This is a genomic window from Gillisia hiemivivida (genome assembly GCF_007997295.1).
In the GTDB taxonomy this organism is placed as follows: Bacteria; Bacteroidota; Bacteroidia; order Flavobacteriales; family Flavobacteriaceae; genus Gillisia; species Gillisia hiemivivida.
This window is the reverse complement of sequence record NZ_VORY01000001.1, coordinates 351,659-366,559: the sequence shown is the minus strand read 5'-3', so window position 1 is coordinate 366,559 and position 14,901 is coordinate 351,659. Positions and strand designations below refer to the sequence as shown.

Genomic DNA, 14,901 nt, shown 5'->3' with positions numbered 1-14,901 from the left:
TTAAGGGTATTGAAATAAATTTTTATACTACTGATATCCACTTCCCCTGTTTTAAACTCTCAATTGCCGCAAAAGAAGCCATTGTTGTATTATAAGTTTCTTCAAATGGGACAATTGCTTTCCCTCCCTTTTTTAAAGAATCCACTAAAAGTTTAAACTGTGCTTTATGCCCCTTGTCCTGTTTAGTTTTCATTTTCGTGAAACCTTTCACCCCATAACCTTTCAGACTTCTCCAGTTATCTAAAACTAAAGTACGTTCCTGGCTATGTGCTTCTATTCGTTCTTTAGCATAAGATTTACTACCATTTGAAAAATAATTTATTACCGCATTGGTACCGTTTTCATATTTTAAAAGAATAGAAGCATTGTCTGTGTTCTCTTCCGGGTCTGTGCCTAAAGCATTCATACAAACCGAAAGCACTTTGCTACCTGCCAAATAGGTACAAAGGTCTATATAATGGCAAGCCTCGCCAATAATTCTTCCTCCACCGACTTCCAGATCATGGATCCACACATCTGCAGGAATAAATCCTGCATTCATAGTAGCAACAATATTTTTAGGCCCTTCTCCCAACAGACTTTTCATTTTCACTGCTAATGGCGCAAAACGACGATTGAAACCAACCACCACCATTTTATTTTTTTCCTCTGCCAGGCTTGAAATCTCTTCCAGTTCTTCTGCTGTAAGGCATAAAGGTTTTTCCACAAAAACATGTTTACCTGCTTCCAGAGCTTCTTTAGCCATTGAAGCGTGAAGATTATGACGGGTAGTGATCATTACCATATCTACCTCCGCATCTTCAAGGATCTCTTTATAATCTGAACTAGCAAAGGCTACTTCTCCTTTTTTCGCCAGCGTTTTAGCCGAAAGTCCCCCAGCACTAGCTATATATTTTAAGTTAGCCTCAGCTGTATTCATTCCGGGTATAATGGTAGAAGACGTGAAATTTCCTGCACCAATTATTCCAAAAACTCCCTGTGAAGCTTTAAAACTTTTTTCTGAAACTTTTACTTTGGAATCCCGCACAGAATCTTCTGGGAATTCCAGAATAGATGCGATGGAACCCTGCTTACGCATATCCCCATAGATCTCCTGGAAATTTTCAAGTTTAATTCGCTCTGTAATTAAGGTTTGCACATCCAACTGATTCATGGAAAGCGCTTGAAGCACGGCCTCAAAATTTCGTTTTTCTGTCCAGCGTGCGTAGCCTATTGGATAATCCTGACCTTTTTGTTCATAATTATCGTCATAACGACCTGCTCCATAAGAACAGGAAACCTGAAAGCTCAATTCTTTTTCAAAAAAGTCTGCTCGTTGCAGGTCAAGACCAATTACCCCTACAAGAACAATTCGTCCCTTTTTACGGCTCATCTCTGCAGCCTGGTGAATTATGTCATTGCTTTTAGAAGAAGCGGTGATGATTACACCATCAGCTCCAATTCCACCGGTGATTTCCTGAACAAATTTAACAGGATCTGTACCCGCACCAGGATTAATTGCAACAACGCCTTTGTCTTTTGCAAGATCTACTTTTTGTTGATCAAAATCCAGACCTATCACCTTACAACCATTTGCTTGAAGCAATTGCACTGTTACCAAACCAATAAGCCCTAAACCAATTACCACGATAGTTTCTCCAAAGGTTGGATTTACCAAACGTATTCCCTGTAAACCAATAGCACCAATAACGGTAAAAGCAGCCTCTTCATCACTAACGTTCTCAGGTACTTTAGCAACAAGATTTTTTGGGACAGAAACAAATTCCGCATGATTCCCATTGGAAGCTACCCGATCTCCTAACTGAAATTCTGAAACCCCTTTGCCAACGGCAACAACCTTCCCTACATTACAATAACCCAAAGGTAAAGGTTGATTTAATTTGTTAAAAACGGCTTCTAACGTGGGCATTACGCCATCGGTCTTCATCTTATCAAGTACCTGCTTCACTTTATCTGGTTGCTGTCTTGCTTTAGAAATAAAATTTGCCTTTCCAAATTCCACCAGCATGCGCTCGGTTCCCAGAGAAACTAAGGTGCGTGTAGTTTGTATTAACACCTGCCCGCTTTTTACTTGTGGTGCAGGGACTTCTTCTAATATTGTGTTACCTTGTTTAAGGTCTTGTATGATTTGTTTCATTTATTGTATGATTTGAGGAATAAAATTTCCTCGAAAGAATATTATTAAATTATAGAAGAGTGAGGCATATTTGATATTGACAATTTTTCTTCTCTATTAGGATAGTTAATTAAGACTGCTCTGTATTTACCTTTAAACACAAAAAGACTACCCGCAGCTGCACCTATAATTTTATACTTGTCTATTAACTTTTTCATGTCATCGAGATTTCCGGCACCTCCCAGAACCGTTAATGGAACATCACAAAGATTCCTTGTTATTTCAACTAGATCCTCATCATAACCTTTCATCTCTCCATCTCGATCTATGGAATTTATGACAATTTCACCCACCCCCATATCATTTAGCTGTGCAACAACATCTTTAAAATTGCCTTTATATTTCTTTGAACCATTTAATGTATAAATGTCGTAACCTCCTAACAATTTTTTTTTGACATCGAGGACCACCACGACACTTTGAACCCCAACGGCTGCGCCTAATTTCTTCACTAAGGTTAAATCTTTTAGAATCGCTGAAGAAATTGCCACCTTTTCAGCTCCTAAATTTATAATTTGTTTGGCTTGTTCAATTGTTGAGACTCCACCACCATAACAAAAAGGCATTCTACATTCCACCGCCAAATCTCTAATAAGATTAAAATTTGGTCCTCTTCCTTCTCTACTGGCATCAATATCTAACACCATTAATTCATCCACTTCTTTTTCGTTGAATATTTTTACAGCATTAATAGGATCGCCAACATACTTGGGATCCTTAAATTTTTTCGTTTTTACTAATCCCTTATTATGGACTAATAAACAAGGTATAAGTCTTGATCTAAGCATCGTTTATAAGCTAGCAAAATTTTTCAATAATTTGACACCGTTAGAATGGCTTTTCTCCGGATGAAACTGCATCCCGTAGATGTTTTGATGTTTTACAGCACATGTAAATTTAGCGCCATAGTTAGTTGTTCCTAAAACATTCTCAGAATTCTGGCATTCAAAATAATAACTGTGAACAAAATAAAACCCCAAAGTTTCTTCAATATCAGTAAAGATAGATTCATGTAACGGTTTCAAAACATTCCATCCCATATGAGGTAGATATGGTTTATGTACAAAATTTGAAGTATCAATTTTCTTAACTTTTCCTGGTATCCATCCTAATCCTGGCAGAAGGCCTTCTTCACTAGAATCAGCTAAGATTTGCATTCCAACACATATACCAAGCACAGGACGTTTCTCATTAAGCACTAAGTGATCCAATTTTTCTTTAAGTCCAGACTCGAGCAATTGTTCCATTGTGGCATCAAAGGCGCCCACCCCAGGTAATATTAATTTATCGGCTAATTCCAATTCAGATGGATTGGCAATAATTTTGCATTCAAGATTTAAGTTTTTATATATGGTAGCGATCGCTTGAACATTTCCAGACCCATAATCAACTATTCCGATCATCGCTTACCTCCTTTTTCCATGCCTAACATTCGCATCACTTTTGCACCTATTTTATAGATATCTTCCTGAGATTTGTAGTCCTTATATGTTTTATTCGGTTCGTCCATATATTGCTGAAGTTCACTTACAGTGATTCCCAACTTAGTAGCTATATATTCAAAATCCTGATTGATCGTTTCAGGATCATATGCCGGCTGTTCAAGTTCTTTTAAGGCTTCATCCCTAGTCATTTGATTAGTAAGAATCAAACTTGAGAATTGTACTTTTCTGGTATCAAATCCAAATTTTTCTGGTAGCCAGTACCCCTCATAAAATCTAGTAAATCGGGATTCGAAATGTTTCTGAGGATATTTTTGATATCCAAATTTATCTACAAGAAATTGCATCGCTTCATCCTTATGATACGGAATAAAATCTAATGGTCTTATAAGTTTAATTTTCTTGAAATATGGCAAATAAACTTTATGCCAGAGAATATTAGTAACTGGATAATCTTTCAGTTTCCCAGTTCCATGTTTTTTGTAAATATCTTTCAACTGAATTGAATCAGATTGATAATACATCCATTCCAAAGGATTCCTAACACATTCTGTAGAATAATTACCCCCTGTAAGAATATATTTAATATTATGTTTTGAAGCAAATTTATACATAGTCGCAAAAAAGGCATGATCTTGAGGAACATCTATATGTGGCACGCCAGATTTAAAGAAAGCCAATTGTAAGTCCTTAATCTCTTCCCAATTAATAACTTCGGTATATAGGTCAAGGCCTAAACCATCTACTAAGCGTTCAATATTATTTACCGCAATCTGCGAATTCCATCCCGCATCAACATGAAACACTAATGGACGAAGGCCAAATTTTTCGGTCATCATATAAAGCAGGTAGGAACTATCGATTCCTCCACTCATCCCCATTAAACAATCGAAATCCTTACCCTCTCCTTCCTTTTTTATTTTAGCAACATACTCTAAGAGCGCTTTTTCTCCACTTTCACCGGTATGCCAGAAAGGTTCTATATCTTTATAAAAAGTATTGCAGTGATCACAAACTCCATTTTCATCAAAAGTAATTTTTGAATCCGTAGTGTCCATTACACAATTTGTGCAAAGCTGAATTTCTTTACTCATGACTTATTCTCTTAATTTAATTAGTTTAGCTGGTACACCTCCAAAAATAGCATTTTCAGGCACATTTTTAGTCACAACACTTCCTCCTGCAATGACTGCTCCTTTACCTATAGTTACCCCCGCAGTAATGATACAATTCGCACCAATCCATACATCTTCTCCGATAACAATTTTCTCATGTTTATCTCCTGAAATGGGAAATGGTTCCCCTAATGGAGGTATTGTGTGATTTGAAGAAATTATTTGTGTCCGATAGCCTATTAATGTTCTATCTCCAATCTCTACACCTCCACTTGTTGTAATGAGCACATCTTTAGCCAAATCCACATGATTACCTAAAATTAGATTTCTTCCTGGAGCAACCCAAACGCCAGGGTAAATCACCACTCCTTTCCCAACTTTTGCTCCCATAATTCTCAATAGAGTAATCTTAAAAAAGATAAACAGCCTGTACCGTGGAAGACTGAAAAGTGCGTTCATCACAGCCTCATAGGATACAACAACAAACGACTTAATGTGATTCATATATTTCCCTTATGTAGTTCAATTCTTGATTCGTTTTTTCATCAATTGATGGATAAGAAGTGAGCTCCTCAACACCTCCATGAACGAAAGATTGATAAGCTTCCTTATCCGATAATTCTACGATAGCATCAACAATTCCTTTAATGTTATTTCGATTAACATACTTGGCAGCTTCTTTACAAATCGAATTTGACCATTCTTCATCTGCCAAAATTAAAGGGCGTTTAAAGAACCAAGACTCGATAATATTGTTACTGAAACTTTCCAGCTTACTTAAGAGGAAAACAAAGTCAATTTGATCATATAATGAGGCAATTTCATTCTTTTTAACTTGACCAATTACAGATACCATGTCTTTTACATCAAGTCTTTCCAAGTTGTTTTCAAACACAATGAACTCCTCTGAATTATCGTTCGGTGCAGTTAAAATGAAATGAAAATCAATTTTTCTATTCTTTAGTTCTTGCGCCAAAGAAGGAATTATTTCATAGTTCTTATTCTTCTGCCACCCACAAAAAAACAATCCTTTCTTTGAAGATGCAGGAGCATTCAGCCTGAATACATCCTTTTCAAACTGATTATCAATTGAAGGTTTAATAAAAATTGTATGTTTTAGATTGAATAGTGTCTTTGATCGTATCATCATCGATTCGTTCTCAAAAACCACTGCAGTAGATCTTTTTAAGGCAAACACCCTATATTTGTCAACAATCGTCTTTTTGAACCGAGCAACTCCTTTATAGTCCTTCCAAAAATCAACTTCTGGAAAAAAAATGTTTGAGTCAGCCGAGCCAGATACCTGTTTAATTCGTTTTGGATAAAGTCCAATTCCAAATATGGTGTATATAATATCAATTTTCTGTTGACGTATTAACTTCCCTCCTTTGAAACGCTCAAAGAGCATTCTTCGAAGGGGACTTTGAGGAACAACAGTATAATTAGAAATACTACTTGCTTTCAAAAAAAAATCAATCTCACTACCTTCAGCAATAACAAAGTAATAATTGGACAAATCATGACTATTTCCGAGTAATGATCTGAGAAAATTTAAGCCAACATTTTGTCCGCCTCCTTTTTTCAAGGTAGCAAGATTTACTAAAACCTTCATTTTCTTTCTTCCATTTTAAAAGAGATACATTTTTCGATAATTTCACCTGATACTGAAAGCTCTGTTTTTATTCTAACATTTAAATCTTTCAATTTTTGAGAAATATCTTCTTTATGACCGTACATTTCAGTGAGTTTTTCAAAACACTGATCAACATTTGGTTTCTTTAGACTATAGATATAGTCTCCTAATCCCATTTGCTCACGGAACATCCCCTGAACTCTTGTGTCTTTATCCGATGCTAAACTTAAAAATGGCGTACATACACCTACGGCACCAATAATTGAGTGCACTCTTTCAGCAACTAAGAAATCTGCTCTATTGATCAACCCCTTTAGATCTTTTGCTGTCAAATCAGTACGCAGTAATCGAACTCTTTCATCTTTTGCTAATCCAGATTTATTGATTACATCTTCTGAAATCAAACGATCATCCATTTGCTTATTAGGTCCTATCGTATGTGGCAAGAACAATACATTCACATCCATAGTTGAATGAATTTTCTTCAATAGGTCGCTTAAAAATTGTCTATGTGCTGCAATTTTTTGTGAAGCTCCCACTTTATCTTCGAATGAATGTCTTGAAATCGGTGCTGGTTCTGCCGTTGTTACCATGATCACAGGTTTTTCAAACAGTTTTTCCAAGGCGTTTTCTTTGATAATTTGATCAACTCTTTCATGCGATTCTGGAATCATACCAAAAGCTGGATCTGGATTTAATACGAATTTAAGATCTGGAAAGTGTTTCAATGCCCATCTATAACCGATTGGATTTCTAGCGATGTTAAACAACGAACTTTCGAAAGCTTTATGGAATACATTCAAAATTGCTTTCTTGTTTACATTTGGCTTCATCGAACTTCCAAAAACTCCAAAAGGAATGTTGATTGTATGTAGTTCATTTACGATGTGACAAACGTATTCGTCCAGCCCACCATTATGTCCAGCTATAATGAAATCAACTTCTCTAAGTAGCTCAATAGATTGAGCGTACTTCTGTGGCACTTTTTTCTCTCCACTTAAATATTTTTTAAGATTTCTAGCTTCTTTGTGTGGATTTCTAATCCAGAAAGGAAAAAACTTATTTAAAAAGTTGCGAAGTAATGAACACGAAGAGGAATATAATTGTTCGAATGATGGTCCTAAACCGAATTCACGGCTTCTCCAATCAGAAAAGAACAAGCGTCCTGGATGTACATGCAAACCATTCGTAAATACGTATTTATCAGAATTCATATCCACAATATGATACTCACAATGATCACTATTATCCCCATAAATAACGTCAATCGTTCCTCTAATAATTGCCTCCTCTCCTTTGTTTTCCAAAGGGACATATTCAGGACATAATATGTGTATTTTTTTAATCTCAGTCATTATTTCTATTTTGGGTTTACTATTTTATTCTTTTAATTAACCTTGCTATAGGCGTGTATAGCTTTATTTTTTCTAAAAACAAGAAAATATTATGAGACGTGGCAACCTTTAATTCAAGCTTAAGGTTAGTATCCTTCTTGCTGTAACCTCCATCAAAAGCTGGAATTCTAACTCCCAAAAATTCATACAGTTTATTTCTAGAATTCTGTCTTTCTTTTTTAGTATTTATGTTTCCAGACTGTGACTCAATTAATTCTTCCTTGCTAATTTCCGAATGATGAAATAAATTGTCATCAAACATTTTCTTTAAAACAGATCTTCCTGTTTCTGTTCTGGAAATGAAGAAAGACCATTTATTTCCAGAGTTCAAATATTTCGGCATCCAGGCATCCCCAAAAGATAAATCACTTAACTCTCCTGTTGCATCCACACATAACCTGCATCTTTTGTATTTTATATGTCCCGTAAGTCTTGCGTAATCAGGATAAGGTAAATTAATTTCATCCTTTTTCGCTTCTTTAATTAACATTGAACCAGGTTGACCTTTACCCCGATAGGTAAAAAATTCAATATTTTTTTTGTTAATTCCTTTTAATTCAAAAATTCGTTCCGTTTCTCGGTAATCTCTATAACCACCACAAAAGTTGGTAATGGTGAATTTTATTTTCTTATTTAATTTGGAGTTTACTTCCTGTAACATTCTCAATCCTGCAATTTGACATGGAGTCCCAATCACTGCTAAATTTCCGTCAAAATTAATTACGTTGTCGATATTTTCGAAGAGAGGTATTGGCCTATATTTTGATCCCTGGCTCGATATCAAATCAGAAAGATTGGTTGCAATAAAAGGTTTTGGTTCTGGGCCATTTTTTGTGTAAATAGTTTTTACCGTTAGCACTCCGTTTACAATATTATTTTCCAACAAATAATTGGCAACCGCGGGTATCATACCTCCAGAGGTTGAATTTTTAGTTATCCGATCATCCTTACTACGAGCTGCCCCAATCGAATTATAGTATCCTAACCTGTAATCGTGCTGAATATTTTCATTTAAAGATTGTTTCTCTCCCATTTTAACTATAGGATAGCCTTTACCAGGGCATATATCGTAAAGCTCTTTCTTTTCCTTTGTATCGAGTTCATTATTGAATTTAGGAATGTTGATCCCTTTGACCATTTGCATTGATGCATTCCCATTTAGAGTGCATATTCCACAAGAAATACAAAGATTATCCTTTATTACACTGTCTATCATAATTTTTCTAAAACGTTTTTATATTTTTCTACCATAATTTCCAGAGAATATTTGTTAACAGCTAAATCGCGGGCTTTATTAGAATAATGTTCAAGGTTTTCTCGTATAATTTTTATACCCTCGGCAACTTTTTCAACCAGCTCATAGTCATAAGCATATTTAGGCTGATCAATTGAAATGCCTGCGTCACAAATTAATTCAGAAGCACCACCCCATTCAACACAGATAACAGGATTTGAACAAGAGAGGTTTTCCAAAACTGCATTTGGACAAGCATCACCAAAGGTTAAATGAAGTGAGATATCAAGCTCCCCTAAAATGCTAGGGAGTCTCTCAAGATGTACAGTACCGGTAATAATAACCTTCCCAAAAATTCCCTGGTTTTTATTCACCCAGTTGTCTACAAAACATTCAACCTCTCTGGTCATTGTTCCTATTAGGTGTATTTTAGTTTCAGGATTTTTACTTTGATATAAAAGAAAAGCTTCCAATCCGGTGCGAACAATATCTATATCTCTAAGGGTACCGTAGATACCAAGAATTAATTCGCCGGGGTTCTTCTTCGGAACCGGTTTAAAGAAATTAGTATCTACTCCATTATTAATTATCGAATATTCATTTACTCTTGTAAACAAATATTCATCTGCAATAGTTTTGGAAAAATAAGATTGATATATAACAAAATCACTTTTTAACAAACCTATTTGCATTTCCTGGTTGGTCTTGATTCTTTGGGGTGTGAAAATTCGCTTTTCTCTATTTACATGGTCTTTATTATCGTATAGAAAGGGCAAGCTGAAACCATCTACTCTTAAGACCGTTCTTATTTTACGTTTTTTACAAAAATTAAGAAAACTTGGCGGAGCAGAAGATATTATTAGGACAGAACCGCACTTGCTAAGCAATCGTCTTTCTAGGAATAGCTTATACTTTAATAAACCTTTTTCTAAATTATACAAGAATCTACCAGGCCCTGTAATGTTATTTTTATTCAAAATACTTACGAAAATGGTTTTTTTGGATAGAAAAGGCACGAAATAAGTAGATTGGATAAGAAGATATTTTAAATACTGTTTATAATCCATTACAATGCTGTTTGTTTAACTATCATCATTATTAAAGTCGTTTTCACCTACTTCTCAAACCATGTTTCTGATAATTTCTTAATTATCAGAGTTTAAAATTCTATATATTCACGTTTCTTCTTAACAAATAGTAAAGTAATTGCTAAACTCCAAATCAAGGGTCTGAGCATCATAACAATACTTCCTCGACCCAAATAAAAACTAAAGCTAGCGATTATAACAGCCATTAAAATCCAATTTATATTATCTGGATATTTTAATGAATTGTCTGCTTTTTTTGTTAATATTCCAAAAAGAAACATAAAAAAGAAAACACCCCCTACACCAAAATTTAGATAAATATCGGCTATAACTGATGTACCCTCTCCGGATGTAGGATTTTTCCCGTATTGTAAATAAGTTATATATTCAGCAGAACTTAGTTCATAAGGATTGTCTTGGGTTAAGTCTAAGTAAATGGATTGAGCAAAAGGAATAGGACTCAAAAACCCTCCTAACCATAATTTTCCATAAAAGAAATCATGATTTTTCGGTATTTCAGAAACCGATTTATAAACTACTCGTACACTATTAGCTAAATTCAAGGTTATATCATAACCTGAAGATATTTCGAGATTATTGTAACCAGCTATAACTACATTGGTATTTGAATTTATTGCTCTCCCTATACCTATAATAGTCATTAAAAAAGATCCCAGAATACAAGTTATAACGAATTCCTTCAGTTTTATCGGTCTAACAAAATACCCAATTAAAATTGAAAATGTTATAATCAAGGCAAGCGGCCCCCCTCTATCACCAATAGCTAAGAAAACCAAGATATATACAAGAGATAAAACAAGGTATACCTTATCGAGGCCTAAGACCCATTGCAATAAATTACCTTTATACCTATCCTTAAATTCAAAAATCACAAAAAAGGTTAAAACTATAATACATATAGAGAAAAGTAATTGCAGATAAGCTGCTATTCCTGAGCCGTAATTTCTTTCGTCTGTACCCTTATATATTCCTCCACTTAAAAACTCCCTTCCAGCGGTAAGTAAAAATAGGATAAACAGGAAAACAGTAAAATATAATAATTTTGAGTATTTAAAATGATAGCCAAAAGGTTTTTCTATTTTCTTGCGTTTGATAAAAGAAAGTCCTAGTAAAAATGCCATTCCCCCTACAGCTGAAAGCCAAGTTCCAAAGTTAACATATTGTTCGTCTACCCAAATATTATAATTTGCAATATCAGTGGAAATATTGCTAAAGACATACATTACAGGCCACTGGAAATGGACTATAATAAATCCTAATAAAAAGATTATTTCAACTCGAAACCAGTTTTGAATCTTTTTTCTATTCGCGAAAAAATATAAGACAACCGAGAATCCAAAAAGTAGGGATATTCTAGCTAAGTGATTATTATCTAACGGGCCTTTATAATCGGGTGCTGAAAAAAATAGAAAGATTAGGATTACTATAAATATAACTTGATAAAATCTTTGCACTTATATTTTTATAAAAAATTCAATTGAAAACACAAAAAATAAAACAATTAGTTTTTGACTAAAAAGTAAAATAGAAACTAGACAAATTGTTTCAAATTCATCTGCCTTTGTAAATTCGGATAACTTTTTTTGCTTCAGTTAAAACATTAGAAACTCCAACAGTTTTTAAAAGAAAAAAGTAAAATAGTATGATTATTGGTAAAATCCAAAACGAATAATAGCCATTAAAAATGGTGAATTTCTCGACGGCTAGACTACCTAAAACTGTTAGACCACTTACTGTAAAAACCTTTATAATCAAAGCTAACTCGTACCAAGAAAAAGAATCATATATTTTTCTTGAATAATAATAATTGATGAAATAACTAATTACACTTGTGCCTAAAAAACCAAACAAAAGGAATTTAATGCTCAATAAATAAACCCCAATAACAACTGTAATTAGCTGTATTATTTTTTTTATAATTTCCAGATGTAATATTTTTTCGGTCCTATCAAATACTTTAAAAATTATTCTATTGAAAGTTTCCTGTAAAAAAAAGAAAGATGCAACAATTAATACTTGAACATAAAATGTCGCCCCTATCCAATCTTTACCGTACAATACGAGGATTATATTTTCAGCATAGAAAAATATAAGTAAGCAAATCAAACCTACAGCTATAGTAAACATTTTGGTTATAAGATCGTATGTAGCTTTAAATTGAGGTTTATCGTTTTGAAGTTTTGACAAGGAAGAAAAAACAACTCCTAAAGCCGTAGACTGGATTACTCCTACTGGAACTTCCTGTAGCCTTTTTGCCTGAAAGAATAAACCTGTTTGAGTGATCGCAAAGTATTTTCCCAACACCAATTGATAAATATTATCAAAAGCAGTATTTAAAATAGATGCTAGAGTCGTATTCACGCCAAATTTATATAAAGATTTAAAGGATTCAACGTCGAAAATAAACCTTAAAAAGGGCCCTTCAAAAATCCACAGAAGCAGAGTTAAAATGAAAGATGTAGCTATTTGCATCACAACTATTGACCATACCCCAGCATTAGAAATTGCCATAAATATGCCGATTATAGAGGCAAATAAGATGGATAAAAACTCATATACAGCTTTTCTTTTAAAATTGAGATTTTTAATTAATTTAGCTGTTTGGGTTATTTGAAATGCATTAATCAACAATATGGTTGATGAAACAATTAATATATTTTTCAGTTGGGGATCTTCATAAAAATTGGCAATATTCCCTGAAAAGGACATTAATAGCATCATCAAGACGAATGATACTGCTAAGTTGAAAACAAATACAGTAGAATAATCTTCTTTTTTTGCTTCCTGTTTCCTAATTAACGCTCCTGAAAGGCCAGATTCGGTGAGCACCTTGGCAATTACTATAAAAAACATTATGATTCCAACTTGTCCGAACTCATAAGGAGAAAGCAATCTGGCTAATACTATATTAGCAATCAATCCAACTACTAAGTACCCACCTCTCCCTACAAAAGACCAAAAGAAATTGGTTAATATATTTCTTTTGAAATGATCATCCATATGATATTAGACTGATAGGTTACAACTTAGCATTCGCCCATTCATTAAGAACCCCCTTTACGTCATATACCACAGAATGTTGCTTTTTAAAAACATCCAAATCCATAGTCAGGAATTCTTTGTGTGCCACCGTTAAAACAATCGCATCAAATTTTTGAGTTGGAATTGTTTTCGTAGTTTCAAGATTATACTCATGCTTTACTTCTGCTGGATTCGCAAGGGGATCATAAATTGTAACCTTTGCTCCATATTGCTGAAGTTCTTTTACAACATCTACAGCTTTGGTATTTCTTACATCTGGGCAATTTTCTTTAAAAGTGATTCCCAAAACAAGAATGTTCGCTCCTTTTACTTTTAGGTCATTTTTAAGCATCAATTTAATAACTTCAGATGCTACATATTGTCCCATAGAGTCGTTCATTCTTCTACCTGCCAAAATGATCTCCGGATGATAGCCTAACTCCTGTGCTTTTTGAGCTAGATAATAAGGATCTACGCCAATACAGTGCCCTCCTACCAATCCCGGTCTAAAATTTAAAAAGTTCCATTTTGTTCCTGCTGCCTCCAACACATCATTGGTATCGATCTCCATTTTATTAAAGATCTTCGCCAGTTCATTCACAAAAGCAATATTAATATCTCGCTGAGAATTCTCTATAACCTTTGCAGCTTCGGCTACTTTAATAGTTGGCGCTAAATGGGTTCCTGCTGTTATTATAGAAGCATATAAAGCATCTACTTTTTTTCCAATCTCTGGGGTAGAACCTGCAGTTACCTTTTTGATCTTTTCTACCGTATGCTCTTTATCTCCCGGGTTGATACGTTCTGGTGAATATCCTACAAAGAAATCTTCGTTAAATTTGAGTCCGCTATATTTTTCCAACACCGGTACACATTCATCTTCGGTCACGCCCGGGTAAACAGTAGATTCGTAAATCACGATATCTCCTTTTTTCAACATTTTGCCTACACTTTCACTGGATTTATAAAGCGGCGTAAGGTCCGGGCGGTTATTCTTATCTACAGGGGTTGGAACTGTAATGATGTAATGGTTGCAGTCCATTATGTCGCCGAGATCGCGGGTAACGTATAAACCATTCTCAGGTCCATTCATGTTAGACCCTGAAACAAGTTCAGGGTGACGTTCTTCATCTGCGTTAGACCTTGAAACAAGTTCAGGGTGACGGTCTTCCTCTAAATTGTCTAAAGTACTACGTCCACCGCCTGCCATTTCCATTACCGGCTCTCCATTGACAAGCTGTTTTTGAGCCAGGGGATAGGTCTTTAGCAATACGCTTTGAAGTACCTCGTCTTCTACTTCCAGGGTGGAATCGTGTCCTTTTTGAAGTTCTTCTATTCTTACAGAATTGATATCAAATCCTACTACTGGATATTTGGTTGCAAAAAGTCTTGCTAAAGGAAGGCCTACATATCCTAAACCTATTACTGCTATTTTAATATTTGAATTCATAAAATTTGACATAGATATTGCTTTGGAAGAATTGAGTAGGGATCCTCCATTATAATTAGTTTGATAAAATTTTTAAAGAAACTTTAGGCCGTGATCGCCTGGATAGAGGCCATAATCTGCTCTCTACGCCTCCTGTTAGAAGGACGTGTATAAACTGCTGCATTAAATAAGTAGGAAAATTAATCTTTTAAAGTAGGGCTAAAAAAGAAGTAAAACAATTAATTTAGGGCGCTAATCTCACGGCTTCGCCGTTCTAAGTCCCATTTCCTGGGCTTAGCTATTCTGTATATTTTTTTGCTTTTTGTAACAAAATGCAAAACTATTATT

At 34.6% G+C, this 14,901-nt stretch carries 12 protein-coding genes; all 12 read right to left on the bottom strand.

Annotated features, from left to right (window positions below):
* Positions 1-22: 22 nt before the first annotated feature.
* The gene (locus ES724_RS01615; RefSeq protein ID WP_146928626.1) at positions 23-2,137 is read right to left on the bottom strand and encodes a bi-domain-containing oxidoreductase; all 2,115 of its coding nucleotides are present in this window, start codon (positions 2,135-2,137) and stop codon (positions 23-25) included.
* A gap of 44 nt (positions 2,138-2,181) precedes the next feature.
* Complete coding sequence (locus tag ES724_RS01610) at positions 2,182-2,964, bottom strand: AglZ/HisF2 family acetamidino modification protein (RefSeq protein ID WP_146928623.1); 783 nt, start codon at positions 2,962-2,964, stop codon at positions 2,182-2,184.
* A 3-nt stretch (positions 2,965-2,967) separates the two neighbouring features.
* On the bottom strand, positions 2,968-3,579 hold the full coding sequence (gene hisH / locus ES724_RS01605; RefSeq protein WP_146928621.1) for an imidazole glycerol phosphate synthase subunit HisH: 612 nt from the start codon (positions 3,577-3,579) through the stop codon (positions 2,968-2,970).
* Entirely contained in the window at positions 3,576-4,712 is a 1,137-nt protein-coding gene (locus ES724_RS01600; RefSeq protein ID WP_146928618.1) for an N-acetyl sugar amidotransferase, read from the bottom strand. Before ES724_RS01600 ends, hisH begins: the two co-directional genes overlap by 4 nt.
* A gap of 3 nt (positions 4,713-4,715) precedes the next feature.
* Complete coding sequence (locus ES724_RS01595) at positions 4,716-5,237, bottom strand: acyltransferase (protein WP_146928616.1); 522 nt, start codon at positions 5,235-5,237, stop codon at positions 4,716-4,718.
* A complete protein-coding gene (locus tag ES724_RS01590; protein ID WP_146928613.1) occupies positions 5,224-6,345 on the bottom strand; it encodes a glycosyltransferase in 1,122 nt (373 codons plus the stop codon). The genes ES724_RS01595 and ES724_RS01590 overlap by 14 nt, the downstream gene beginning before the upstream one ends.
* Positions 6,342-7,721 carry a polysaccharide pyruvyl transferase family protein gene (locus ES724_RS01585; RefSeq protein WP_146928610.1) on the bottom strand — a complete coding sequence of 460 codons (1,380 nt, stop codon included), beginning with the start codon at positions 7,719-7,721 and terminating at the stop codon, positions 6,342-6,344. The genes ES724_RS01590 and ES724_RS01585 overlap by 4 nt, the downstream gene beginning before the upstream one ends.
* Before the next feature lie 19 nt (positions 7,722-7,740).
* A complete protein-coding gene (locus tag ES724_RS01580) occupies positions 7,741-8,976 on the bottom strand; it encodes a Coenzyme F420 hydrogenase/dehydrogenase, beta subunit C-terminal domain (protein ID WP_146928608.1) in 1,236 nt (411 codons plus the stop codon).
* Positions 8,973-10,061 carry a glycosyltransferase family 4 protein gene (locus ES724_RS01575; RefSeq protein ID WP_146928605.1) on the bottom strand — a complete coding sequence of 363 codons (1,089 nt, stop codon included), beginning with the start codon at positions 10,059-10,061 and terminating at the stop codon, positions 8,973-8,975. The genes ES724_RS01580 and ES724_RS01575 overlap by 4 nt, the downstream gene beginning before the upstream one ends.
* A gap of 92 nt (positions 10,062-10,153) precedes the next feature.
* Positions 10,154-11,557 carry an O-antigen polysaccharide polymerase Wzy gene (wzy, locus tag ES724_RS01570; protein ID WP_146928602.1) on the bottom strand — a complete coding sequence of 468 codons (1,404 nt, stop codon included), beginning with the start codon at positions 11,555-11,557 and terminating at the stop codon, positions 10,154-10,156.
* Positions 11,558-11,654: 97 nt separating this feature from the next.
* A complete protein-coding gene (locus ES724_RS01565) occupies positions 11,655-13,103 on the bottom strand; it encodes a lipopolysaccharide biosynthesis protein (RefSeq protein WP_146928600.1) in 1,449 nt (482 codons plus the stop codon).
* A 19-nt stretch (positions 13,104-13,122) separates the two neighbouring features.
* Positions 13,123-14,574 carry a nucleotide sugar dehydrogenase gene (locus ES724_RS01560; RefSeq protein ID WP_246136792.1) on the bottom strand — a complete coding sequence of 484 codons (1,452 nt, stop codon included), beginning with the start codon at positions 14,572-14,574 and terminating at the stop codon, positions 13,123-13,125.
* Between the last annotated feature and the right edge of the window lie 327 nt (positions 14,575-14,901).